At 44.7% G+C, this 26,472-nt stretch carries 19 protein-coding genes (1 of these 19 cut by a window edge); 18 read left to right on the forward strand and 1 reads right to left on the reverse strand.

Annotated elements, in window-relative coordinates:
* The 18 genes from LEP1GSC060_RS01815 to LEP1GSC060_RS01900 all read left to right on the forward strand — a co-directional run.
* Positions 1-423 carry the 3' end of an aspartate kinase gene (locus LEP1GSC060_RS01815; protein WP_002994853.1) on the forward strand. The gene continues 795 nt to the left of window position 1, outside the view, so only the last 423 of its 1,218 coding nucleotides appear in the window; the start codon falls outside the window, past its left edge; it ends in the stop codon at positions 421-423.
* Between the two features lie 585 nt (positions 424-1,008).
* Complete coding sequence (locus tag LEP1GSC060_RS01820; protein ID WP_002995148.1) at positions 1,009-3,093, forward strand: methyl-accepting chemotaxis protein; 2,085 nt, start codon at positions 1,009-1,011, stop codon at positions 3,091-3,093.
* A gap of 293 nt (positions 3,094-3,386) precedes the next feature.
* The gene (locus LEP1GSC060_RS01825) at positions 3,387-5,462 is read left to right on the forward strand and encodes a methyl-accepting chemotaxis protein (RefSeq protein ID WP_002994939.1); all 2,076 of its coding nucleotides are present in this window, start codon (positions 3,387-3,389) and stop codon (positions 5,460-5,462) included.
* Between the two features lie 113 nt (positions 5,463-5,575).
* Positions 5,576-6,601, forward strand: coding sequence for a putative peptidyl-prolyl cis-trans isomerase (locus LEP1GSC060_RS01830; RefSeq protein WP_002995517.1), 1,026 nt, complete (start codon positions 5,576-5,578; stop codon positions 6,599-6,601).
* A gap of 50 nt (positions 6,602-6,651) precedes the next feature.
* Positions 6,652-8,187 (forward strand): spiro-SPASM protein, encoded by a 1,536-nt coding sequence (locus LEP1GSC060_RS01835; protein WP_002995297.1) that lies wholly within the window; start codon positions 6,652-6,654, stop codon positions 8,185-8,187.
* The gene (locus LEP1GSC060_RS01840; protein ID WP_036095123.1) at positions 8,162-9,751 is read left to right on the forward strand and encodes a cytidylyltransferase domain-containing protein; all 1,590 of its coding nucleotides are present in this window, start codon (positions 8,162-8,164) and stop codon (positions 9,749-9,751) included. Before LEP1GSC060_RS01835 ends, LEP1GSC060_RS01840 begins: the two co-directional genes overlap by 26 nt.
* A gap of 235 nt (positions 9,752-9,986) precedes the next feature.
* Positions 9,987-10,772 carry a TetR/AcrR family transcriptional regulator gene (locus LEP1GSC060_RS18885; RefSeq protein ID WP_002995408.1) on the forward strand — a complete coding sequence of 262 codons (786 nt, stop codon included), beginning with the start codon at positions 9,987-9,989 and terminating at the stop codon, positions 10,770-10,772.
* Positions 10,773-10,808: 36 nt separating this feature from the next.
* Positions 10,809-11,237, forward strand: coding sequence for a DUF1801 domain-containing protein (locus LEP1GSC060_RS01850; protein WP_002995383.1), 429 nt, complete (start codon positions 10,809-10,811; stop codon positions 11,235-11,237).
* Between the two features lie 169 nt (positions 11,238-11,406).
* The gene (locus tag LEP1GSC060_RS01855) at positions 11,407-14,055 is read left to right on the forward strand and encodes a valine--tRNA ligase (RefSeq protein WP_002995125.1); all 2,649 of its coding nucleotides are present in this window, start codon (positions 11,407-11,409) and stop codon (positions 14,053-14,055) included.
* On the forward strand, positions 14,045-15,325 hold the full coding sequence (gene purD, locus LEP1GSC060_RS01860) for a phosphoribosylamine--glycine ligase (RefSeq protein WP_002994914.1): 1,281 nt from the start codon (positions 14,045-14,047) through the stop codon (positions 15,323-15,325). Before LEP1GSC060_RS01855 ends, purD begins: the two co-directional genes overlap by 11 nt.
* A gap of 4 nt (positions 15,326-15,329) precedes the next feature.
* Entirely contained in the window at positions 15,330-16,175 is an 846-nt protein-coding gene (locus LEP1GSC060_RS01865) for a hypothetical protein (RefSeq protein WP_002995436.1), read from the forward strand.
* A 53-nt stretch (positions 16,176-16,228) separates the two neighbouring features.
* On the forward strand, positions 16,229-17,332 hold the full coding sequence (gene prfB, locus LEP1GSC060_RS01870) for a peptide chain release factor 2 (RefSeq protein WP_002995275.1): 1,104 nt from the start codon (positions 16,229-16,231) through the stop codon (positions 17,330-17,332).
* A 313-nt stretch (positions 17,333-17,645) separates the two neighbouring features.
* A complete protein-coding gene (locus LEP1GSC060_RS19170) occupies positions 17,646-17,834 on the forward strand; it encodes a hypothetical protein (protein ID WP_080634494.1) in 189 nt (62 codons plus the stop codon).
* A gap of 83 nt (positions 17,835-17,917) precedes the next feature.
* Entirely contained in the window at positions 17,918-18,301 is a 384-nt protein-coding gene (gene crcB / locus LEP1GSC060_RS01880) for a fluoride efflux transporter CrcB (RefSeq protein WP_002994829.1), read from the forward strand.
* A 706-nt stretch (positions 18,302-19,007) separates the two neighbouring features.
* A complete protein-coding gene (locus tag LEP1GSC060_RS01885) occupies positions 19,008-24,830 on the forward strand; it encodes a beta strand repeat-containing protein (protein ID WP_002995444.1) in 5,823 nt (1,940 codons plus the stop codon).
* Position 24,831: 1 nt separating this feature from the next.
* Positions 24,832-25,311 (forward strand): LIC_10463 family lipoprotein, encoded by a 480-nt coding sequence (locus tag LEP1GSC060_RS01890; protein ID WP_080634488.1) that lies wholly within the window; start codon positions 24,832-24,834, stop codon positions 25,309-25,311.
* Positions 25,286-25,666 (forward strand): Bor/Iss family lipoprotein, encoded by a 381-nt coding sequence (locus LEP1GSC060_RS01895; RefSeq protein ID WP_002995051.1) that lies wholly within the window; start codon positions 25,286-25,288, stop codon positions 25,664-25,666. Before LEP1GSC060_RS01890 ends, LEP1GSC060_RS01895 begins: the two co-directional genes overlap by 26 nt.
* A 9-nt stretch (positions 25,667-25,675) precedes the next feature.
* Complete coding sequence (locus LEP1GSC060_RS01900; RefSeq protein WP_036095126.1) at positions 25,676-26,032, forward strand: LA_3781 family PerA/PerB upregulated protein; 357 nt, start codon at positions 25,676-25,678, stop codon at positions 26,030-26,032.
* On the opposite strand, the gene LEP1GSC060_RS01905 is transcribed toward LEP1GSC060_RS01900, so the two are convergent.
* Complete coding sequence (locus tag LEP1GSC060_RS01905) at positions 26,008-26,418, reverse strand: VOC family protein (protein ID WP_002994951.1); 411 nt, start codon at positions 26,416-26,418, stop codon at positions 26,008-26,010. The genes LEP1GSC060_RS01900 and LEP1GSC060_RS01905 overlap by 25 nt on opposite strands.
* Positions 26,419-26,472 lie beyond the last annotated feature (54 nt).

Below are 26,472 nucleotides of genomic sequence, written 5' to 3' on the forward strand. Positions count from 1 at the left end.
ACGATCGCGGGAGTTCCCGACAAACCGGGATTAGCCGCGGGACTTTTCGGAGAACTCAGTTCCAAACACATTCTCGTGGACATGATCGTTCAATCTTCTCCGCATAACGGAATCAATACGATCTCCTTTACGATTCCCAAAAAAGACGTCCTCGAAGCGAAACCGATTCTGCAGAGTTTCTCAAAGTCGCATAACGCGCAAGAACCCGAAATCAACGAAAGTATCGCGATCGTTTCCGCGGTCGGAGTCGGGATGAAATCTCATACGGGAGTTGCGGCGGGCATGTTTAAGGTTCTTGCGGACAACGGAATCAACATCGAAATGATCTCCACTTCCGAGATCAAAATTTCCTGCGTGATTCCGGAAGATCAGGCAAAGGTCGCGGTCAACAAAATTCACGACGTTTTCGGCCTTTCGGCTTAAGTCGTTTTTGTTTTTTAAAACTCCGAATTGATTTCGGTTCGGAGTTTTGACTCCTTCCGTTCGTCGTCCCGTCTGCCGGGAAAATTCGGGGACTTTCTCTATCAGAAAATCATACTTTTTGCAAGTAAAAAATCTTACTTTTGTCGGAACGTTCTAGGGATCCGTGGATAGTTATTTTAAAGAATTGGAAAATCAGCCTTTCTTAAAGTGCAATCGCTCTTTTAGGAAAATGTAACTGAACCCTGATTTCTATTCACTGATTCCCGACATCGGATCTCTAAAACGTGGGAACTCCTGCGCTTTTGGGAAACTCGGGCGTCTCGCTTCTATGGGCGCTCGAGGAAACTAAAGCGTCTCGCTTCTATGGGCGCTCGAGGAAACTCAACGTCTCGCTTCTATGGGCGCTCGAGGAAACTCAACGTCTCGCTTCTATGGGCGCTCGACGGGGTATTGGTGCTCGCTCGCCTTTTATCGATAGAAAACGATGATTTTTTTATAAATTGGCAATATTTTTCTCGAGCTTTTCGTCCCACACTCTATTGATCATTTTTTAATTCCTGAATAGCCCATTTACGGGAGGGCGCAATGAGCATTCGATTTCGTATTTCTCTCTACCTTTCAATCGTGTTGTTTATTGGTTTTAGCATTCTTGCCGGCATCAATACCTACACGGCGTATCAAAAACTGGAACAAGAGGTAGTTAACAATTCCGAAGTAACCGCGGAACGTTGGACCTTGGAAGTAAAGGATTACTTAGACACGGGAATGGGCATCATCCGAGGTTTTCGATTCCCGCTTTTATTCGATTCGCCTCCCCGAGGTAAAGTCATCCTAGCCCTGCAGGAAATATTAAAAGTAAATACGAATTATTTCGGCGCCCGAGTCGCCTACGAACCGAACGCTTTCGACGGACAAGACGTTCAGTTTGAAAACACGAACGGACATGATTCTACGGGAAGATTCATTCCTTATCTTCACCGCGGAAAAACGAAAGAAGAAATCGTATTGGAAGCCGCCAAGTATTATGACAACAAAGGTCCGGAAGGGGACTGGTATCAAATCCCTAAAAAAACAAACTCTCACTATGTGACCGATCCGTATTATTACGAAGTGGAAGGAAAGATCAAGATTCTTATGATCTCTCTGATCGTTCCGTTCCGTGTAGACGATCAGTTTTACGGAGTTGCCGGTCTCGACTATGAAATGGAAGAATTACAAAAACTGATCGGAACTAAAAAACCGTTCCAAGATCAGGGTTATTTAGCCCTACTTTCTCCGAGAGGAATTTATGCGGTGAACGGTTTCGACGGCAATCTGGTGGGGAAACAGATTCCCGACGCGAAGGAATTGGAATTCTATCTCAAAAAAAGCCAGGAAGAAGAAGGAAAGAAATTCACTACCGATTCGAACGGATATACCCACTACTACTTTCCGTTCCACATCGGCAAAGACAAACGTTATTGGGCGATGCAGGTTAGTATTCCCAATTCGATTTATCGAGCCGCCATCGTTTCCATTCTTTTTCAGAGTTTCGTTTCCACTCTACTCATCCTTGTCTCCGTTCTTTTTTGTTTAAACTTTATATTCCAAAAATTGATTACGGCCGGACTTCTCAAAGCGGTCGGATTTTCCGAAGAAATCGCAGGTGGAAATTTAATCGCACAAAGTTCTCACGATAAAAAGGACGAGATCGGAACCCTTCTCGGTTCCATGAATCAAATGCGTGAAAATCTTCTCAAAGTTTTGAGAGAGATCGGCGGGTCCGCAACGACTCTCAGAGACACGTCCGAAAAAATGGCGGACTCTTCCAGAGGTTTTTCCGACGTCGCACAAACCCAAGCTTCTGCGGCGGAAGAATCCTCCGCGGCCGTTGAAGAACTCGCCGCCTCCGCTCAAAACGTCGGCAAGTCCATGGAACAAGCGGTTTCCAGTATGAAAGAAATCGACGGGAACGTAGTACGACTCAAGGAACAAATCGTGAATATCAACCGGGAGATGCAGGACTTAGTGGAACTCGCGGCGTTATCCAAAGAACAGGGGGTTACCGGAGAAAACGCGATGATCGCGTCTACAAGCGCGATGGCCGCAATCGGCGACAGCGCTTCTCGAATCACGGAAATCCTATCCATCATCACCGAAATTTCCGAAAGGACAAACTTACTCGCGCTCAACGCAGCCATCGAAGCCGCAAGAGCCGGAGAAGCGGGAAAAGGATTTGCGGTTGTAGCCGAAGAAATCGGAAAACTCGCTTCCCAAACATCCACGAGTGTACAAGAGATCGGGTCGCTTGTGAACTCCACAAACACCGCCGTATTAAACGGAAATACAAAAGTCGCGGAAGCGTTTAACGTCCTTAAAAAACTCAGGGAACAAGTGGAGGAATTCGATCGTTACGCAAAGAACGTTCTTACCTCCGTAAAAACTCAGGAAGAAAATACGAAAGAAATTTCCCAGAGCGCCAACGAACTCATGACCTTCAGTTTACAAATCGAGGAAGCCGTTCTCGAACAAAAACGAGCCACGGACGAAATCACAAAAACGATCGTGAGTATCTCCGACGGAACTCAGGAAATCGCCTCGGGTGCGGACGATCTGACTTCATTCTCCGGAAATATACACGGACAAGCACAGAACCTGGGTCAGTTGATAGGAAAATTTAAAACGAATTGAATCAAGATTTATGTTTATGAAGCCGAAAAGATATATACTTCCAACCCTAATCCAAGCGACGACTCTTTGTAAAACAAAGAAGGACGGATTCTTATAAATTATATCGTGATTTATAATTCTTATCCGGCTCGAATTTTAAGGATGAATATTTGAATTGATGAATTTATTTTTTTCGATAGAATAACTTTTTCTTTAGAGTTTATCCCAAAACTTAGAACCTTCGCGGCGATTCCGATAAAATCGGACGGCTTTGGAATAGGTTCTTATTTTGGAAGCAAAAAGGTTGGAAAAGAATGAGCATTCGATTTCGTATTTCTCTTTATTTATCCGTAGTTCTGTTTATCGGATTCAGCATCCTCGCCGCGATCAATTCGATTATCTCCTACGAAAATCTGAAATCGGAAGTGGAAAACAATTCGGCGATCACTTCCGAACGTTGGTCCTTGGAAGTGAAAGATCTTCTGGATTCCGCCATGTTTTATGCGAGAGGATTTCGTTCTCCCCTAATCTTTACTTCCCCGCCGAGAGACTCGATCATCGTTTCCATCAAAGAAGTCATTGAAAGAAACCCGGGCTTTTTCGCTCTTTGGCTCGTCTACGAGCCGAATCTCTACGACGGCAAAGACGCACAATATCGAAACGCATTCGCGCACGATTCCACCGGGAGATTTGTTCCTTACGTGTTTCAATCCGGCGAAAAAGGAAAAGCGCTGATCAAACCGAGCACGGGTTACGAGAACCGGGACGGAACCGGCGACTTCTATCAAGTTCCTAGAAAAAATAATATTTATTACGTTTCGGAACCGTATCGATACAAATCCGAAAACGTAAATACGATGATGATTTCCATCGTTGCTCCGATCAGTAAGGACGGTTTTTTTAGAGGAGCCTGCGGGATCGATTTAAAAGTAGAGGAACTGCAAAAGAAATTCGGAGAAGTAAAACCGTTTCGCAATCAAGGATATATGACCCTGCTTTCTCCAAGCGGACTTTATACGGTTAACGGAAAAGATCCATCCTTGATCGGAAATAAAATTCCCGATCCGGAAGAACTGGATCTTTTTTTAAAGAAAAGCCAGGAAGGAAAAAACTTCACATATAACTCGGAAAAACACATTCACTATTATTTTCCGTTCCATGTCGGTAAGGACAAACGTTATTGGGTGATGCAGGTAAGTATTCCCGATTCGATCTACAAAGACGAAATGCTGAATACGATTTCCACAAGGGCTTTCACTGCGATTCTCATCCTACTTTCCGTTTTGATTTGTTTAAACGTTATATTCCAAAAATTGATTACAACCGGACTTCTCAAGGCCATCGGATTTTCGGAGGAAATCGCGAAAGGAAATTTAGTCGCACAAAGTTCTCACGATAAAAAGGACGAAATCGGAACCCTTCTCGGTTCCATGAATCAGATGCGAACGGACCTTCTCAAAGTTTTACGAGAGATCAGCGGATCCGCGACCACCCTCAAAGACACGTCTCAGAAAATGGCAGACTCTTCCCGGCATTTTTCGGACGTCGCACAAACCCAAGCCTCTGCGGCGGAAGAATCCTCCGCGGCCGTTGAAGAACTCGCCGCCTCCGCTCAAAACGTCGGCAAGTCCATGGAACAAGCGGTTTCCAGTATGAAGGAAATCGACGGAAACGTAGTGCGACTCAAAGAACAAATCGTGAATATCAACCGGGAGATGCAGGACTTAGTACGTTTGGCCGCCGAGTCCAAAGAACAGGGAGTCACAGGAGAAAGCGCTATGGTTGCTTCCATCAGCGCCATGGCCGCAATCGGCGACAGCGCTTCTCGAATCACACAAATCCTATCCATCATCACCGAAATTTCCGAAAAGACAAACTTACTCGCGCTCAACGCCGCCATCGAAGCTGCAAGAGCCGGGGACGCGGGAAAAGGATTTGCGGTCGTAGCCGAAGAAATCGGAAAGTTGGCGTCACAGACTTCCTCCAGCGTACAAGAAATCGGGTCGCTTGTTAATTCCACAAACACCGCCGTATTCAACGGAAATTCAAAAGTCGCGGAAGCATCCAACATCCTCAAAAAACTCAGGGAACAAGTGGCGGAATTCGATCGTTACGCAAAAAATGTTCTTAGCTCCGTAAAAACTCAGGAGGAAAATACGAAAGAAATTTCTCAGAGCGCCAACGAACTCATGACCTTCAGTTTGCAAATCGAGGAAGCCGTTCTCGAACAAAAACGAGCCACGGACGAAATCACAAAAACGATCCTGAGTATTTCCGAAGGAACCCTGGAAATCGCCTCGGGTGCGGAAGACCTGACTTCATTTTCCGGAAATATGCACGGACAAGCGCAGAACCTGGGTCAGTTGATAGGAAAGTTTAAGACCAACTAAAAGTCCGTTCTAAAACTTTCGCAACTTTCGACCCGCGGGTTTTAGTGATTTGGAAAAACGGTTGAACCGAGGGCTCTTGCCTAGGATCTTACAGTTCAAGGCAGGAGCCGCTTATGAACTCGAACGCAAAAAACTTCCTCTTTGCCGGGATGTTTGTATTTCTGTTTTTACACAAACCGATTCAAACTGCGGAATCTCTCAACCGTGTCATCGCGACCGTCGGAACAATTTCCATCTCGGAACTCGATCTCGACGACGCGGGAGAAAAATACAACAAACTCCAAAAACACCTAAAACACGAAGACTTTCGTAAATCGCTCCGAACGAGAATCATAGACTTTCTCATTGATCGCGCCATCGTGGACGTTGTCGCCGAAGAAGAATCGATCCAGGTCAACGAACAAAGGGTCGATTCCGAAATCGAAAAAAGAATGGAAGTGATGGGAATCACAAACCGTAAACAATTCGAGAAGGCGATGGAAGGTTCTTCCGGAATGCCTTTCGAACTCTGGATTACGGAACTTCCGTATCAAATCAAAAAGGGACAACTTCTTCAGTTAAAAATCGCGGTCCCTCCTCCGAACGAACAGGAAATCAGAAGTTGGTACAATCAGAACAAGGACAAGGTCGGATTTGAAATTCGATATAGAATCATTTCGATCGCACCCGAAAACGATTCCGTTCAGGAAGAAAACAGACTCTACAAGGAAGTCGCCGAAATCAGAAAATCCGTTCTTTCCGATCCTTCCTCTTTCGCATTGATCGCCGGTTCGCCCAGAAACGATCCGACTCTCCGATCCAGAAGAGGAATGGTGGAATGGATTTCCTCTTTTGATCTTTATAAATACAGTAAAATCACGGCTACAATCGCCGCGCCTCTTCCCAACGGAGGACTTTCCGAAGTGTTTCGAGACGAAAGAAAAAGATATTCAATTTTAAAGATAGAAGGTAAAAGACCGACTCCGATGGAAAACCTCCGCGGGGGAATCCAAAACATTCTTTATCGAGACAAGGAAGAAGACACTTTTTACAGATGGCTGAAAGAATCCAGGGCCGAAATCCCGATTCAAATTTTCGACGATACCTATAGGAAAGAAAATAAAATCCCTCTTAAGGAAGAGACGTTTCACCTGGATTGATTTTTAAGTATTACCCGATCCGCGTTTTAGACCGATAGGAACTTCAAACCATGAAATTTCCGATTTCCCATTCCGCAGTTTTTTTGAGTCCGGAAACGAAATCTCTTCTGGAATCCGCAGACGAAAGCGAAAATTTACTGCGGCTTTCCCTCCGAAAACTTTCCAAAGTCCTTCCCGAGTCCTTCGTTTTTTTCAACTGCTGGCCTTTTCCGAACGAAACAAATACATACGATTTTTTGAATATTCAAATTTTGGAAGAGGCTTCCGAGATTTCCTTTATAAAAAAAGTTTCGTCCCGGCTTCCAAAATCCAGAACCGGAGATGCGGACTGGGACGACGCTTCTTTCTTTTATTTCACCGGTCTTTTTCCCTGTTTGGACGAGAACTTAAGTCTGGAAATTTATCAAAGGCACGATCGTTATCTTTCGCAATATTCCTACAGCGAAAATTTGCCTTCGGGAATCGTTCCCGCGATTTTATCCAGGGAGTTTACGAACGGGATTCCCGATACGGTTCAAACGAGCGCTCAAGAATATCTGAATAAGAATATCAATCACTACGACGTTGAAATTTTTTATCACGCACCCGATCTAAGACAGTACCGACTCGACTTCTCCTTAAAAAATAAAAGATCCTTAAACTTAGTCGAAGGATTTTTAAAATCCAAAGAAGAATGGAACTACTCCGAAATCCTGCCGTGGATTCTGGAACATCCGGAAGTTTTTAGAACCGGACCTTCCTATCTGGAACTGGAAGTTTATCGAGGATGCGAACTGAGTTGTAGTTTTTGTCCGAGACAATTTACGCCGAACGATCAAGACGGGACTTTCTTAAGTCCGGAATTTCTGGAGAATCTGCTGAAACAACAGGAAGAATCCTTTTCCAACGAATACAGCGTTTGTTTCGGAGGATTGGGAGAACCTCTTCTGCATCCTAAGTTTACGGAGCTGATCTCCGCGACCCTCGGAACCTCTTCTTTGATGCGGGAATTGATCGTCGAAACGGCCCTTTATTCCGATCTGAATTCTATTTTAGAGTTTTTGAATACAATAGATTTCGCATCCAAAGAAAGAATCACCTGGATCGTAAATCTCACGACTTTCAATCCGGAAAAATACAAGACCCTCTACGGAAAAAAAATACTGGACCGGGTTCTTTCGAACCTCGAACAACTCGGAAAAATTTTTCCAAAAAATAGAATTTATCTCCAGTTTTTAAAAATCCAGGAAGCCGAAGACGAAGTGGAAACCTGGGTGGACGAAACCGAAAAACAAGGTTACGGAGTCGTCCTCCAGAAATACAATCGTTATGCGGGGCTTATGCCTGAAAAAAGAGTCACGGATCTCACTCCGATTCGGAGGGAATTTTGCTGGCATCTCGATCGGGATCTTTATGTGAATTCGGACGGAACCGTATCGGTTTGCAAACAGATCCCTAACAAGGAATCCGGCAATCTTCATAAGGAAACCCTAATACAAATTTGGCGAAAAGGTTTACCTTCGTTTAGCGATTCGTTAAACGGAAAACACGAAACCACGGGCGCTCCCTGTTTGAGTTGTGATGAGTGGTATACGTTCAACGCGTAACATTTACGCGTTCGTTCAGGCCCGAACCGATTCCACAAGACTTCCCGGAAAGGTTTTAAAAGAATTTCCTTCCGGTTCCGGAAAAACGCTCATCGATAGGATCCAAGAAAGGATTTTAACCGTTCTCCCCGAAGAACAAATCGTGTATTTAATCCCCGAAGGGGACAAAACACTCGGTTCATTTTTGGAAAGGAGGAACTATCGTTTTTTTAAGGGGGATCTTCTCGACGTAAGACGCAGATATATAAGCGCTGCGGAATTTTTCGGCGCGGATACGATCCTGCGCCTCACGGGCGACAATCCGTTTTACGACATTCTTCACTTGGATCAACTTTTACAGACGTTTCAATTTTCGGAATCGGATCTTTCCTACGTGACGGGACTTCCTTTGGGAATGGGCGGAGAAATTTTTACGAGGAAGGCTTTGGAATGGACGCCTAACGTTTTAGAGGAAAGACATAAAGAACACGTAAGTCTTGCCATCAAAGAGAATCCGAATCGATTTCGAATTGTCAAACTTTCCTCCTTACTTACGGAAAAAGAAAAGGAGATTTTACCTAAACTCAGACTTACGATCGACGAACTCCGAGATTTCGAAACTACTTCTAAAATCTTTAATATTCTAAACGATCGAAATCGTTTTTTCGGAGCGAAAGAGTGTGTGAAACTTTTTGAAAGAGATCCTGACGTCTTTGCGGGAAATCAAAACGTGGAACAAATCCGTTTTCAGACTTTGTCCGCAAAAGATACGAAAAAAGCCCGAGTCGGAGTTTTAGTAGGAGATCCGAAAGAATTCGGAAGCGGTCATTTCGAACGTTCCAGAATTCTTTTCACATTATTGTCGGCGGCTTCCTATGAAACGATCTGGCTCGAGGAATTTCCTGCCGACGGCGAGTCGGACCTGATCGTAGTAGACTCCAGGGACATTTTAATTCCGGAATATTCAAAAACCAGAATTTTACTTTTGGATCATTTCGGTCCCGACAGAAAAAGATACGAACACTACGACCTCCTTCCTCATCCGGAAAATTCGGATCGTTTTTCCTTGGATCAAATCCTAATTCCTCCCGGACTTTTGAACATCGATCGAAAGTCCGACGATTCGCATTTACTTTGTTATGCGGGGAACGTCGATTCTCGTTCTTCAAAAGAATTGGATTTGTTCCTTGAGTCCTTGTATTTTCGGGAAAAATTTTCCAGAGTCGTTCGTGTAGGAGGCGCTCCTCCCATTTCGGAGCGGATCGAGTTTGTTTCCCGGGTTTCCAAATTTGAATTTCAAAATCTTTTGACACATTCTTCCGGTTTTGTCGGTTACTTCGGTCAGTCCTTATTCGAGGCGATTTTCCTGAATAAAAAAGTCTGTAGTTATTCGATCGGTCCGGTTCATTCTTCCCTTTCCTTACTCTGCGAAAATAAATACGGAATTCCTTTTGCCGGAGAATTGAATTCCAAAACCTTCAACCGCGAAGCGGATCTGAAATTCAGCGCCCGGTCCGTCGGTGGAGAGGGTTATTTTCGATTGCTTCGGGAAATCGAACGGACGCTTCGAGGGGTTAGTCGCTAGGAATTAGGGGGTTAGGATCTGTGTTGCGTCCTAGAACAAGGTAAAATTTTTCTTTTAAGTCCAAATTAAAATCCTAACTTCTAAAATTCTGTCGTTGCCATTGGAAAATACGGATCAAATTTTCTTTATGAACACCAAAAAATCTTGAAATTACTTCAATCCCCCCGAAAAAATTCTGATTGACCGATTGAATCCAAAATAACAAGAATAAACCGACCAATGGTCGGTTTTGGCAATGAAAAAACAAAATCTCAACAAACAAAAAGGAAGGGAACGAAGAGAGGACATCCTAAACTGCGCCAGCCATTTTTTCTTTACCAAGGGTTACGACACAACGTCCATCCACGACATCATAGACAAACTCGGAATCGCTAAAGGAACTTTTTATCACCACTTCAATTCCAAAGAAGAACTTTTAATGGAATTGATCAAATCCATGTCTGACGAAATGACCCGCGAAATGTTCGCGGCGGTGGAAGTAAAAAATCCGAAAAATACATTAGATAAACTTAAAATAGTTCAAGAGCTTCATTTCGACAGGGTAAAAAAAAATCCAGAGACGGTGTTCTTCTTTTTAAAGGCAATCTATCTCCCGGAAAATTACGCTCTCAAAGCGAAACTCGAAAGAGAAATTTCCAAAAGGGATATAACCTTTTTGAGAGAACTCATCCAGGATGGAAAAAACGACGGATCATTTTCGACCAAGTTGCCCTCCGAATTTTTAGCGGAATCGATCGCCGCGATGTGCAACGTTCAAAACGAAAAATTTGCGCTTTATATTCTTGGTATGAACGATATGGATCCGAATTTGATTTATGAGAACAAAAAGAATTCCTATCATCTGTTTTCATCCATACTCGAAATCAAGGATCCGTTCGAATTTTCATTTTCGAAGGAAGAGATAAGGTCTTCCGTCGAAAACCTTCGAAAATTTTCCTTAGAATTTGAAAAACAAAATCCAACCAAAAACGGCCTGAAGCGGAATTCTCTTGAGCCTTCAAACGGAGGAAAGGCGAAATAGAATTCTTTCGAAATTTTATTTTTAACCGAATCGTATATGTATCTCTTTTCCTTTATCCCGGTTCCCACGTTCATTATGTCTTCGGAAATTCATCGCTTTTTCTATTCTCAACCGGAAATTAGAAGGGAAAGAATGCTCGCTCTTCGTTCCTGGATCGTGGAATCCTTTCCCGAAATTCTGGAATCGATGCAATCACAAATACCCTCGTATCATTTAAACGAAAACTGGATAGCAATCGGTTTTCAAAAAAACAATCTTTCGATTTATCTCTGCCAATCCGGATCTCTGAAGACAATCAGAAATAAATTTCCATCCCTCGTAGACGACAAGGCCCGCATGAACTTTGCGGATAAGGAACCTTTCCCCTGGAGGGAAGTTGAAAGTTCCATTCGATTGATTTTGAAATCTAAAACGAAGTCGGACGGCAAAAAGAAATCGTCCAAAAGAAATGTAAGATCCTCTTAAAACAGTTCGAACGAAATTTTCATTCGATTTGAAAAATGATCCTCCAAGGTGTTTTGAGTCCGATTCGATCTTCGGAACGGTGGGAAGTTGAGGAAATCCTAACAAGGATCGTATTCTAAAAGAAACCTTGACCCCGTAAAAAAGCAGGAAAACCTGTTTTTTTACGGCCATGAAAAAACAGATAGGCGATCGCTACGAACCCAAAGAAGTCGAGAATAAATGGATTTCACTCTGGGAAGAGAAGAAGTCCTTCGTCCCGAGTTCCAATTCCAAAGAATCTTTCTCCATCGTCATTCCTCCTCCGAACGTTACGGGATCTCTTCATATCGGCCACGCGCTCAATCATACCATTCAAGACATTCTCATCCGGATCGAACGTAAAAAAGGAAAGTCCACTCTTTGGCTGCCCGGTATGGATCACGCCGGTATCGCAACTCAAATGGTTGTGGAAAGAGAACTCGCGAAAGAAGGAAAAAAAAGAACCGATTTCACAAGAGAGGAATTCGTAAACAAGATCTGGGAATGGAAGGAACATTCGGGCGGAATGATCACTCGCCAACAAAAACTTTTGGGAGAATCCGTGGATTGGTCCAGAGAAAGATTCACTTTCGACGAAGGTCTTTCCAAAGCCGTATTCAAAGTTTTTAAATCTCTTTACGACGAAGGTTTGATCTATCGCGGTGAAAGAATCATCAACTGGTGTCCGGCTTCCCAAACGGCAATCTCCGATCTCGAAGTGGAATTTCGCGAGACAAAGGGAAAACTCTATCATATCAAATATCCGATCCACGGCAAGAAGGATCGATTTTTAGTCGTAGCTACGACAAGACCGGAGACGATGTTCGGAGACGTTGCCGTCTGTGCAAATCCAGACGACACGCGTTATTCGTCTTTGAAGGACGTAATCTTAGAATTACCTCTTACGAACAGACAAATTCCTTTATTGTTCGATTCTTTCGTGGATAAGGAGTTCGGTTCGGGCCTGGTTAAGATCACTCCCGCACACGATGCAAACGACTTCGAAGCGGGACAAAGGCTGGGACTCAAACCGCTTCTCGTGATGAACCCGGACGGAACGATGAACGAAAACGCGGGAGCTTACAAAGGTTTGGATCGTTTTGTCGCCCGCAAGCAAGTAGTCGCGGACTTAGAGGCAAAAGGATGGATCGAAAAGATCGAAGATCACGTTCACGCGGTCGGTCACAACTCGAGAGGCGGGGCCGTGATCGAACCGTATCTTTCGACTCAATGGTTTGTTAAAATCAAACCTCTTGCGGATCTCGCCGTTCAAGCGGTTCAAACCGGTCAGGTTGAATTTGTTCCCAAAATGTGGGAAAAAACTTTTTTCGAATGGATGAACAACATTCGAGATTGGTGTATTTCCAGACAACTCTGGTGGGGTCATAGAATTCCCGCGTATCATTGTAAAACCTGCAAACACGTAGAAGTTTCCGAAACCCCCGTAACTACTTGTCCATCCTGCGGTTCCAAAGAAGTGGAACCCGATCCGGACGTTTTAGACACTTGGTTCTCGTCCCAACTCTGGCCGTTCTCCACGATGGGTTGGCCGGATCAAACGGAAGATTTAAAAAAATACTATCCGACATCGGTGTTAGTTACGGGCTTTGACATCATCTTCTTCTGGGTTTCCCGAATGATTATGATGGGAATGAAGTTCATGCAAGCTCCACCATTTCATAAAGTACTCATACACGGTTTGGTACGGGACAAGGACGGAAAAAAATTCTCCAAGTCGGTCGGAAACGTAATCGATCCGCTCGTAATGATGGAAAAATACGGAACCGATTCTTTCCGATTCTTTCTTGCCGCGACTCTTCCGGAAGGAAAGGATATTCTTTTCGACGAATCCCGATTAGACGGATATCGCTCATTTTGCAATAAGATCTGGAACTCTTCCCGATTCATTCTCATGAACCTGGAAGAATCTTTCGTTCCGACCGGAATCACTCCCGACATTGAAAAAGATCTCGAACCGATGGACCAGTGGATTCTTTCCAGATTCAATCATTGTCTGGAAGAATACAACAAGGCTCATTCTAAATTCCATTTTTATGAAATGGCAGCGGCGATCTACGAATTTATCTGGGGTGATTTCTGCGACTGGTATATAGAACTCGTCAAACCGAGGGCCTATGGAAAAGTTTCCCCTCGTTCGGCGGAAGTCGCAAAGCAGGTCCTTTCGGACGTGCTCGTTCGTGCATTAGGACTTTTGCATCCTTTTATGCCGTTCCTAACCGAAGAAGTTCATTCCGTATTTTCGGATCACTTCATCGCTACAACTCCCTATCCGGAAGCGTATCCGATTTCTTCGGACGCACTCGGAGTTCAAAAACTCAATCTGCTCCAAGAGATCGTAACAAAAATCCGCGTTATGCGCTCCGAAAACGGAGTCGCTCCGGATAAGAAGTGTAAGGCGATCGTTCAATCTTCGGACGACCTCGCTCGTTCCGCGATCGCAGAAAACGAAGTTTCGCTTTTACAACTCGCTCGTTTGGAGTTCATCCGCGTCGACGAGGTTTATGAAATTCAAAAAACGGATTCGGTCTCTCATTTTACAAAAGGAGAAATCATTCTTCCTTTGGAAGGTCTGATCGACGTTGAAAAAGAAAAAGCCCGTTTGGAAAAGGAACTTCAAAAATCGGAGATCGAAAAAGATAAACTCGAAACAAAACTGGCAAACCCGGGTTTTCTTTCCAAAGCCGCTCCCGACGTTGTGGAAAAGGAAAGGGAAAAACTCAAAACCTTGATCGACAAGGTGGAAGTTCTAAAAAAAGGAATTCAAAATCTTGCAAGTTAAGTTGAAGGTCCTTCTCATCGGCTCGGGCGGGAGAGAAAGCGCGATCGCATTCCACCTTCGTAAATCCCCGTTGTTAAGCGAATTGAAAGTGTTTCCGGGTAACGGAGGTTTCCCGGATCACGAAATTCTTCCCTCCGATTCGTTTAACGTTTTATCCAAAGAATCGGTTCAGTCCTTTTTAAAACAAAATCCTTTCGACTTTATCGTAGTCGGTCCCGAAGATCCTCTCGTCGCCGGTTTTGCGGATTGGACTGCGGAGCTAAAAATCCCCACGTTCGGACCCGATTCCTACTGCGCCCAAGTGGAAGGTTCCAAGGATTTCGCAAAATCCCTGATGGTGGAAGCGAACGTTCCCACGGCGGAGTATAAAACGTTTACGGAATATTCATCTTCTTTAAAGTATTTGGAATTACAATCGATCCCGATCGTCATCAAAGCCGACGGACTGGCGGCGGGAAAAGGTGTGACCGTCGCAACCACAAAAGAGACGGCGAGGAACGCGTTAAAGGAAATCTTTGAGGATAAAAAGTTCGGAAAAAGCGGCAATCAAGTCGTGATCGAAGAGTTTATGGAAGGTCAAGAAGCTTCCATCTTTGCGGTTTCGGACGGAGACTCTTATTTTCTTTTACCTGCGGCTCAGGATCACAAAAGAGCGTTTGACGGAGACAAGGGACCGAACACCGGAGGAATGGGAGCGTATTGCCCGGCTCCGGTCGTCACCGAAACTATATTAAAAAAAGTGAAAGAACAAGTCTTTGATCGGATGTTCGAAACGTTCCGCAAAAAAGGACATCCCTACCGAGGACTTTTATACGCCGGTTTGATGATTTCTCCGGAGGGGGAACCCAGAGTCGTGGAGTTCAACTGTAGATTCGGAGATCCGGAAACACAATGTGTGCTCGCGATGTTCGACGGAGATCTATTAGAATTTCTTTATATAGCTTCCACGGGCAAAATCAAGAACGTTCAAGTTTCCGTTAAAAAAGGCTCCGCGGCGGTCGTAGTCCTTGCGGCGCAGGGTTATCCGGATTCTTATGAAAAAAATATTCCTTTGAACCTTCCGGAAACATCCGGTCAAAACGTTTATCTTTTTCACGCGGGAACTCTAAAAAAAGATGGAAAAGTTTTTTCATCCGGAGGAAGAATTCTCGGTGTAGTAGCTCAAGGCGCCGATCTAAAGAGTTCGGTCAACCAAGCTTATTCCTTCCTGGAAAAAATCCAGGTTCCCAAAACGTTTTATAGAAAAGACATCGGACACAGAGCCCTTTAAACCTATGCCATTTTTGATTTCTGGAAATCTGGATTTCGTGGAGAGACGTAGCCTCAAGAAAATGGAAAAATTTCTCGGGATTATTCTTTCCCCGGTTCAATTTCCGGTCGAACAATACAATTTGTTAAGACACGCTTTACATCGCAATTTGGATCCGGATGCGCTGATCCGAAAGATGAATCGTCAAGAACTTCTTTCCTTCATCTACATTCTGACTCAATTCGGAGACGTAGTAAGCGCGGAAACTCCCTCGGAATATCTGGAAGTGGAAAAAATTCCGCTGGTTTTGGAATGGCAGAAGGGTCAGTATATGATTCCTTACGAAGTTTTGGATCATCTTTCCACTTCTAGAATATTCAAAAATCAGAATTATCTCTTCGCTCTAATTCCCTCTCTTCCCGCAAAGGAAAAAAAAGCGTGGATCGAATGGATCGGCTCCGGTTACGGAAAAACGTTTCCGAGAGAAATCAATCACGAACTCTACTTTCAGTGCAGACATCTTCAAAAACCTTTCCAAGGAAAATCCCTTCTTCGAGAAGAAACGATTCAACTGAGCCAACTCTGGCCCGCCGGAAAAAACGAAATCGTAGATTGGTTCCATAAGGGAATCACTTCGTTTTACTCCGCAATGAAAGAACTTTCCAGAACGGAAAAAGATCCGTTTTTGTTGCACATTCTCGACCTGATCCGTTCGGGTAAATTGATCCTAAAAAAGAATCCGGAAGAATTCAGAAAAAAGGAAGAATACATCTTAGTTGCCACGGTGGAAGGTAATACTCCGCAACTCAGAGATACCGTTTTTTCTTGGGAACAGGAAAGAGAGAATAAAGAAGATTTTCTTTTTCAATAAGTCCGTTCGTCTCAAACGTTCTAAAACCATCAAATCAATCGAAAGCAAAGAATATGGAAGTAAAATCAGCAAAAGAACTTAAAAGAGTCTCCAAAGAATTGCAGGAAAATTTTCTGAATCGTTGGAAACTGTTGAACTTGGAACAGGACAAGGATCGCCTCAAAGCGCTCAGCGAAAAGGCCGAAGACCCCGACCTCTGGAACAATCCGGAAGAAGCGAGAATCGTAAGCCAAAAGAAGAACGAGTTGGAAAAAAAACTCACTCCTTGGTTTACGATCCAACAAGACATATTAGATTTTCCTGATTTAGTAGACCTTACTCTCGACGAAAAGGGAGAAAACGGAGTCGGAGAATTGTCGACCGAATACAAAAGACTCCAAGAGAAATTCGAGGAACTGGAATTATTGGGGGCTTTGAAAAATCCGGAGGACATCAAACCCGCGTTCATCAACATCCATCCCGGAGCGGGCGGAACCGAAAGCCAGGACTGGGCCGAAATGTTGCTCCGAATGTATATGAGATTTTTTGAAAAAAAAGGATATCAGTATTCTCTTATAGACATTCAAGCGGGAGACGGGGCCGGAATTAAGAACGCAACCTTACACGTGATAGGCGACTTTGCCTTCGGTTTTTTAAAAGGAGAAAACGGGGTTCATAGGCTCGTTAGAATTTCTCCTTTTGACGCCAACAAAAGAAGACACACTTCTTTCGTTTCCGTTCACGTAAGTCCCGAGATTGACGACGATATCGACATCAAAATAGAGGAGAAGGATATTCGGGTGGATGTGTATCGTTCTTCCGGTGCGGGCGGTCAGCACGTCAATACCACCGACTCCGCCGTTCGGATCACTCACATGCCTTCCGGAATCGTGGTAGCTTGTCAAAATGAAAGGTCTCAGATCAAAAACAGAGACACTGCATTCAAAATGTTGAAAGCAAGACTTTACGAAATGGAACAAGAAAAAGCAAAGGAAGAATTGGAAAAAAAATCCGGCGAGAAAAAAGATATTTCTTGGGGTTCTCAAATTCGAAGTTACGTTTTTCATCCTTACAATCTCGTGAAAGATCACAGGACGGATCACGAAACCGGTAACGTCGCCGCGGTGATGGACGGAGAAATCGAACCTTTCATTCTTGCGTATCTGAAGACACTTTAGGAAAGGTTATCGGAGTATTAATCGAGTGATACAAAATAAAAAGAACGAGAACACGCCCGCTCCTTCAGGTAAAATCAAATACGGTTGTTTATGGGGAATACTGATTCCATTTATTACGTTTTTTGCAAGTATCGGCGCGACGATTCTACTTTTAAAGGACGACTATGGAAACGCGCATTCGATGGGAGATTGGGCCCTTCTCGCGGGGAAACACATTCTTCTTTTTGCGGGAATTATCATCAGCGTCGTAATCGCGTTATTCATCGGCCTATGGTTTTCAATCAAGGATTCAAAGCCGGTCGAAACTCTGCGAATCTTTTGGCCGGTCCTAATCATCCTTCTTTATTGGATCGCACCCAACCTTCTGCCCGGGCCTATCGACGATTCCATCGTTACGTTAAGTGTCGGGATTTATCAGATCTATCGATATTTCAAGGAAAGAAACTCTTCGGAAAACACGGTTCCGGGGACTCCGGAAATTTCAACCCGAAATCCGGAATAGGATTGATCGAACGCGATCCATTCGGAAGGAGCCGTTGAAAATTTTGAAAGGATGTCAAAAGAAAATTAAAAAGACGTTATATTATGAGTTTTGAAAGGATCTTGCTTTTAATCGGTTTTGGCGGCGCGATCGGGAGTATATTCCGTTACTTGTTGCAATACTGGTTTGGAACGTTTCTCGGACTTACTTTGCCCTGGGGAACGTTAAGCGCAAATTTACTCGGTTCCTTTATCATCGGAATTGTATATGCACTTTTCGATCGGTTTCCGATTTTAGACCCGCAATGGAAGTTTCTGCTCGCCTCCGGACTTTGCGGAGGATTTACAACCTTTTCCACTTTTTCATACGAAACGTTTCAAATGTTCAAAACGGGAAACTACATTCTATTTTTTGGATATATCGGGCTGAGCGTTTTCGGTGGGATCGGATTTGCGTTCGTCGGCGTTTGGGCGGTAAAAAATTTTTGAGTAACACGGCGGAGTAAAAGCTCCAAAGGAATTATCCGTCTGCTGCCAGCCCCTCGGTTCCGGTTTCTCCGAGAGTTTTTTCTTTCCGAAATCTTTCAAGCCTCTCTCAGAAAAAGACATCATACTATCTAAACGCTAATCCCCCGGATATGAATTACTAAAGTATGCGTTATCCGCCATCGATCACACCTACGGTTTTTATTCTCAAGAAATTCAGATATTTTCCAATCGTTCGAATCGATACTTAAATAACGTGAGTTCGACGGTTGAAATCTTGGGCGAATAAGAAACTCAATGCGTTCGCTCCCGACGGGTCGCTCCGCAGCTCGCGAATTCCATAGCTAAAATGGGCTCGCGACCGCGCTTGAACTCAATGTTGCTCCTGCGGTCGCAACATAATGTTTCAATTCCTTCGGAATTAAAACTCAATATTTCTCCCTATGGGTCGAAATATATAATCGCTTTCGCATTGGTTATACCGAACTCACGTTAAACACCGAATTCAAAAACAAACGCTCCTGCTATCATTACTTAAGTATTCAATATTTATTATATTCTATAAATAATATTTTGTTTCTTTAGAATTTAAATATTTTTATTTACAAAGTCGCCTCTTTTATCAACTTCAAGTTAACTTCAAAAGAAGCAGAATGTTGGATACGAAAATGGAAACTTCAAAAAAAAATAAATACAGTAAGGCAAGTTCATGAAGGGCATCCTTTCCATTTTAATTTTTCTTTCCCTGTTTTTTCAAAGTTGTACGGCTTGGCCCCTTTTAACCGGGACGTTAGGTTTGGTCGTCGGCAAAAAAGGCGACGGTGTTTCACTCCTTCCTTTTTTCTTACAAAGTTCCGATCCGGTAATCACTCGAATCGAACTCAGTTCCGAAGATACTTCCATCGCTAGAGGTATGAGCGCAGCTCTCCAAGTTACAGCAATCTATGATAACGGAACAAACAACGATATTACAAATTCCGCTTCCGTCGTTTCCGACATTCAATCCGTCGCCGCGATTCAAGAAAATAGAGTAAGAGGAATCGCTCCGGGTTCCTCCTTACTTCAAGTCGAATACAATGGTTTTCATACTCAGCTTAAAATCGAAGTGACACCGGCGATTTTAAATTCGATCCAAGTCGATAGTTTAGATTCCGGATCCTTGCCGAAAGGTTTGAATCGTCAGTTTTCCGCAATCGGTATTTTCTCGGACGGCTCTCATCAGGATCTTTCCAACGACCCGTTGACGATCTGGTCGACCAGCGATGCGTCTTTGGCGCGGGTAAATAACTCCGGCGCGGTTTCCGGAATTAATTTAGGAATTGCTCATATTCAAGCGTCCTTCGGTTCCAAACAAGGCTCTTCTCCTTTAACGGTATCACCCGCAACTCTTTCTTCGATTCAGGTCACACCCGCCGATCTCAATCTTCCTTTAGGAAAAAAGCGACAATTGACGGCAACCGGAATCTATTCCGATAACTCGAATCGGGATATTTCCTCTTCGGTCGTCTGGGACGTTTCGGATCCTACGATCGTTTCGGTCCAACCTCAAGGTTTATTAGAAACTATTAATATAGGTACCGCAGCCGTTTCGGCTTCCTTCGGCTCTAAGGTCGGTTCGACGAAGTTAACCGTAACACCTGCTTCCTTGGTTTCCATTTCCGTCTCTCCCGTAAATTCCTCCGCAGCCAAAGGATTGAGTCAGTCTTTTACCGCGACCGGTATTTTTTCCGATAATTCGAACTCCGATATCACGAACCAAGTTACGTGGACTTCCTCGGACACAAACATTCTCGGCATTTCCAATGCGAACGGAAGTCGCGGTTTAGCTTCCGCTCTCAACCACGGCGCGGTTACGGTCACCGCCTCCGTCGGCGGTATCGAAGGTTTTACGGACTTTGCGGTTACACAGGCGACTCTGGTTTCGATCTCGGTCACACCGGTTCTTCCTTCGAAAGCGAAAGGACTGACCGAACAATTTACGGCAACGGGAACTTTTACGGATCATTCCAAACGGGATATCACCGCCTCGGTTACATGGACTTCCTCTTCCGGAGCGGCAAGCGTGTCTAACGTGCACGGTAACGAAGGTTTGGGGCAAACTCTTTCGATCGGAAATACCACCGTTACGGCGACTATGGGAAAGGTTTCCGGAAACACGACGTTTACCGTAACTCCCGCAGTTCTCACCGCAATTCAAATCGGCCCGATCCATCCTTCTCTTACAAAGGGTTTGAGGAAAAAATTCTCCGCTACGGGAATTTACTCGGACAACTCCAATTCCGACATCACTTCTTCCGTGACCTGGTTTTCATCCGATTCTTCGGTTTCCGTAATCTCCAACGCAGCGGAAAACAAAGGAACCGCTTCCGGAAACACGATCGGAAACACGGATATTAAAGCGACATTGGGAAACATCAGCAGTCCGATATCCACGTTATCCGTAACCGCAGCGGAGTTGGTTTCCATCGGAATCACTCCCGCTTCCTCCTCGAAAGCGAAAGGACTTAAGGAGAATTTTAAGGCTACCGGTGTTTTTACGGACAACTCAACCCAGGATCTTACGGAGCAAGTCACTTGGAATTCCTCCGATACGGCAGTCGCGGAAATTGTCAACGCGGTCGGAAACAAAGGGCTTACAAACTCTCTCGTTGCGGGGTCGAGCTATATCTCCGCCGTCCTCGGTTCGGTTACAAGCCCGAACGTCTCTTTTACCGTAACTCCGGCACAACTTGTTTCGATCGCAGTGACTCCAAACGGCGCCTCCGTCGCGAAAGGTCTTACAAAACGATTTCACGCAACGGGAACCTACACCGATAATTCCGTCCAAGACGTTACGGATTTGGTTTCTTGGTCTTCTTCCAATCCCGGAAAAGCGTCGGTTAGCAGCGCGGCCAACTCGGAAGGTTTGACGACCGCAATCTCCGCCGGAAACACGAACATTACGGCCACGTTAGGTGTCATCTCCGGTTCTTCCGCTTTGGATGTGACTTCGGCGATTCTTACCTCTATCGAAGTGACTCCGAGCCTTCCTTCCATAGCCAAAGGTCTTACAAAACGATTTTCGGCGACCGGAATTTATTCGGACAATTCCACCCAGGATTTGACTTCGGCTGTGACCTGGGTTTCTTCCGATTCCTCGAAGGTTGCGATCGAAAACAGCGTCGGCAAAAAGGGTTCGGCCGTAGCCTCTACTTTAGGAAGTTCGAATATTACGGCAATCTACAATTCCATCCGGAGCGCTCCGACTCCGATGACGGTTACCGCCGCCGAATTGGAAAGTATCTCCATCAGTCCTGACTTCGCCTGGAAAGCGAAAGGTCTTACTCAACAATTTATCGCCGAGGGAATTTTTACGGACAATTCCAGACAAGATATTACCGATCTTGCGACCTGGTATTCCTCGGATTCCAAAATCGCTCCTATCAGCAACGCCGACGGCAAAAAGGGTTTAGTAAACGCACTTTCCGAAGGAGGCTCCGCTATTTCCGCAGTTTATAATTCACTCAACAGCAATTCCATCAACTTTAACGTAAACCCGGCCACGTTAGTCTCCATTGAAATCAAACCCGACGGCGGCAACATTATCAAAGGACTTACCCGACAATACGCCGCATTGGGCGTTTATTCGGACGCTTCCACTCAAGACATCACCGATTTTGTTTCTTGGGGAAGTTCCGATCCGTTATCCGTTTTTGTTGACAACGGAACATCCAAGGGATTGGCGAAAGCTTGGGAAATCGGAACCTACACGATCTCGGCCAGTTTAGCATCCATTACCGGAAGCGCCGACTTAAACGTCGGCGCGGCGCCCCTGTCTTCGATCGCCGTATCCCCCACCGATTCGACCGTCAACACGACCTCGACAAAACAATTCTTCGCAGTGGGAACGTATATGGACGGAACCAAGGCGGATCTTACTTCTTCGGTGACTTGGTCCAGTTCCAATTCGTCTCAGGCAACGGTGAGTAACGCATCGGGAACACAAGGATTGGTTACGGGAATTTTAGCCGGAACTTCAAAGGTCGTCGCCACTTACGGCTCCGTATCCGGAAATACAAACCTTACGGTAAACAAAATCGACACGATCCCTCCGACCGTAACGTCCGTCACATCCTTATCACCCACAACGATCCGAGTCGTATATTCAAAATTTGTAAACAGTAAGGAAGCGTCGACTTTATCCAATTACAAAGTAGTGGACGGTTCCGTTTTTAGCGGGAACTGTTCGGATAACACGGACTTCAACGGCAATTCTCAAACCGGAGATTTTTCACTGAGTAGTATCAGCGGAAGCAAAAATATATTTACGATCAAACTTTCGCATTCGCAAATCTTCGGCAAATCGTACACTCTCGTAGCGAACAAAACGGGGATCCACGACCGTTCCCTTGCGCCGAATCTCTTAAGTTGTCCGAATAACGCCGATTTTACGGGAAAGGAACAACTCAAACTTACGGGAGCGGTTTGTAATTCCGTAAACAGAGTGATCGTTTCTTTTTCAAAACCATTGTATGACGGAAAGGATATCTCCAAGTCCGTGGAATGTTCGAACCCGTCGCAGTGTGCATCAAGATATAAATTCGCCGGAGTTTCCTCTTTGGGAAAGATCACGAGTGCGAAAGTTTTAGACGGAACCGTCTGCGGAGGAGAGCCCGCGGATTCTTCCAAAGTGTGTCTAACGCACACTCTTTTTCAGTCGGGCGGTCAATACACCGTGATCGCAGCGAACCATCTGGACGGGGACGGTTTTGACAACGGCACTTGGGGAGCGATCCGCGACTCATCCGATCGGGAAAATTTACAATCCTCTCCGAAAGATAGAACGAACTTTATAGGATGCGGAGATTCTCCCGTAAACTTTACGGACGGTCCCGTTGCGACAAATCCTTTCGGAGACGATTCCACCTTCGGTTCGCTTACGGATTATAACAATCAAATCTACCTCGGTCCGAACACAAACGGAAACCAGGCGATTCGTTTCCATTACAACGGCGCGTCGCCGGAATCGATCTATTTCACTTTTACCAAAGACAGAACGGATATAGGCAAAATTATGAATGTATCCTTTGCGGATAATCCCAAAAATCCTCAAGTTGCTTTAAACTCCGCTTCGTCGAGAGACGGAGGAATCGCCGTTCCCAATTACGTTACGATCGGTCATACCGGATGTGTTCCCGGCAGCGCGGACATAACGACGGGATGCGGTCCCGATAACGAAAACGGAAGAGGAGTATTTGCAACCGGAACGTTAGGCGAAACACCTCATATGTTCATAGCGGGTTCCAAATCCTCCGGAGGTTTCGACTATCTCTACTATTCTTCGGACACGGACATAGGTCTCGATTTTAAATACATCGATATGGGAACGATCACCGGAGGGGCGACGGCGGGAACGTCCTCCATCGCCGTTTTCGATAATCGAGTTTATATAGGTTTTGCCAAGAAAAACGATCATTCCAACGCGCCCGATTTCGGTAAGATCACGTTCAATTCCTCCGACTCCGCCCGATGTAAAATCGGAAACAACTGCGACGCATACGACGGTTATCGTGGAAGCCGTTTTAGAATCGATAGAATGCCTTATTTCGGCGGAGGAAGTCTGGACTTAACTCCTAGTCATGCGAATATAAAACCTCGCCCTCGAATGAGGCTGGACATAGCTCCCGTCGGCAAGACTCAAGTTGAGAAAAAAGTTACGGTTAATCGATTGAATAAACTTAACAACTCATCCATCAATTGGAGTTTTTACGTGGGCGTGGACTCTCTTTTTGTTTTTAACGGAAAACTTTACGCCGCAAACGGAGGGTTTCCCAATTCTTTACATAATGGAAGTATAATACGTTCCACAAGCGATAATCCGGTTCCTTGCGAAGGAACCGATCGTTGTTCCGGTTGGGAAGACATCGCGCCCAGATCCGATCCGAAATGGCATAACTCTCCCGATAACAACTGGTTCTCTCTTGAACTCGTAAATTATCGCGATTTGATTCCCGCGAATAAAGCGTTCTCGCAAGGAGCGGAGTTTAACGGAAGAATGTATATTACAAGAACGATCTGTGTGACTCCGGAGGACAACTCGGGGCTCAGAAAAAAATTACAAACCGTCAAGGGTTGTACGGACGGAAGTTATACAAATCGAAGACCTCAACTTTGGAAATGTGATCCGGCTCTGAGCGGAGACAAAACCGCTTGCGACGCGAACGATTGGTCCGTAGTCGGAGACGACGGAAACGGATTTACGAATTTCGGAGACGTATCCAACCACAGCATGACGATGTTGGTAGCGAGCGGATCCTATCTCTACGTAGGTTTTGACAACGAAAACGGAATCCAAATCTGGAGAACCAATCTTCAAAATCCGGGCGGCTCTTCCGGCGGTTGGGAACGGGTGGGAGGCGATGGTTTAGGAGACACAACCAATCAAGAAATCTATTCGGGTATTTCCGTATCGAGTTTGGGCGTGAATTACGTTTATGTCAGCACGGGGAAGAGCGATAGACCCGTAAAAGTTTACAGGCAACAGAATCAGTAATATGCAAAATTCATTAATAACCGTCGTTGGGATAACAACTTGTATGATCGCCGGATTTGTTTCTTGTCGGGAAAACGGAAATTCCGAAAAACTCGTCTTCATTCAAAACGAACAAAACGGAATCGTTCGTTTTCAGTCGGTCGTTTACGGAAGAATCGATCCGCAAAAGAACATTCAAAATTATGAATTTAGTCTCAAACAATCCGAAAATGTTCTGGGAGTCGTCCAAGTCGACTCCACGGATCCGGATCTGAGAGTTCGTTTAATCAAAAAAGGATTCCTTTTCGACTCGAAAAGGGGATGTACGAATACGAATTTAGGAAACACGTATTCCTGTAAGATCGAAATTCAATTGTTAGAAAAGGGCCGATATCAACTGGTCGTGTATAAAAACACAAATACGAACGAATCCGATTTCAATCTTTTTGTTGGAATATTCGGAAAGGGTTATGTAAATGTCGAAACGCCGTTCCATCGTTAGGATCTTAATCACATTCTTGATTTTGGGTTTATCCGCAGTTTGTCAAAACGTACGGGTAAGTTTTCCTCAAGATCCTCCCGCGTCCTGTTTACCGCCTATTCTTCGGAGACAATGCCAAAACGATAGGGAAGAAAGAACCAGACTCAACGCGCAACCTCCTCGGGTTCACGTGGTTTCTCAGTCTTTTTATTTCTGGGGAATGATTCCGGAAGATCATCAAGTCGATACAACCGGTTATTGTCCGAACGGAATCAAGGAAGCTCTTCAATATTCCACGTTTTTGGATTCTTTCTACGAACAACTGACTCTTGGAGTGTATTCTCCTAGAACCTTAAATCTAATTTGTTATAATTGAGTTTTAACCGTGAAAATTTTTAACATAGTATTTCTCGTTTTTGTAACCTCGACCACGACGGCCTGTTACAATACAACATTAAAAATCCATAATACAGCGCATTCTCTTCCGGTGGAATCGGAACCCGATCAAACTTTCAAACAAGGCGGTTATCTGTTCGGTTTAATCGACGCATTTGAAACTCCCAAAATCCGATGTGCGGAGGGGAAACCCGAAATTTTAATCCGAAGGAATTTTTCGGACAACGTCATCCACTGGACGATCGGCGGAATTTATACACAAAGAACGGTCCAAGTATTCTGCAAAAAAGAAAGCGCCAATGTCGAAAGTGTTAATGTCGATCAAGAATCTTTGGGACCCGGGTAAAAAGCCGGATTCCAAGCGACTTCCCAATAAAATCCTTCCGGATCTTCAAAGTAACCGGAGTAACCTCCCCAAAAAACGTCCCGAGGTCGTTTGACGATTTTCGCGCCCGCCAGTTCCGCTTTGGCGATCACTTGATCCACCTCTTCTTTGGATTGTCCGTTGTAAGAAAAAGTAAATCCTCTGAAACCGTCTCCTTTTTCGGGAACACCCACATCCGCCGCCAGTTCTTCCAAAGGATACAAAGCGAACCAGGTTCCGTTTAACGTAAAGAAGGCGATGTTTCCTTCGAATTTCATTTTGGGAAATCCGAGACCTTCCTCGTAAAAACGAACCGTCTTTTCTAAGTTCTTCACGCCGAGAGTGATCATATTGATTCTTGGTTGCATGGAACTCAGATTCCGACAATCGAACGTTTCGAAAAGTAAAATTCGATTAAAAAT

Source organism: Leptospira weilii serovar Ranarum str. ICFT, assembly GCF_000332415.1.
GTDB classification, from domain to species: domain Bacteria; phylum Spirochaetota; class Leptospiria; order Leptospirales; family Leptospiraceae; genus Leptospira; species Leptospira weilii_A.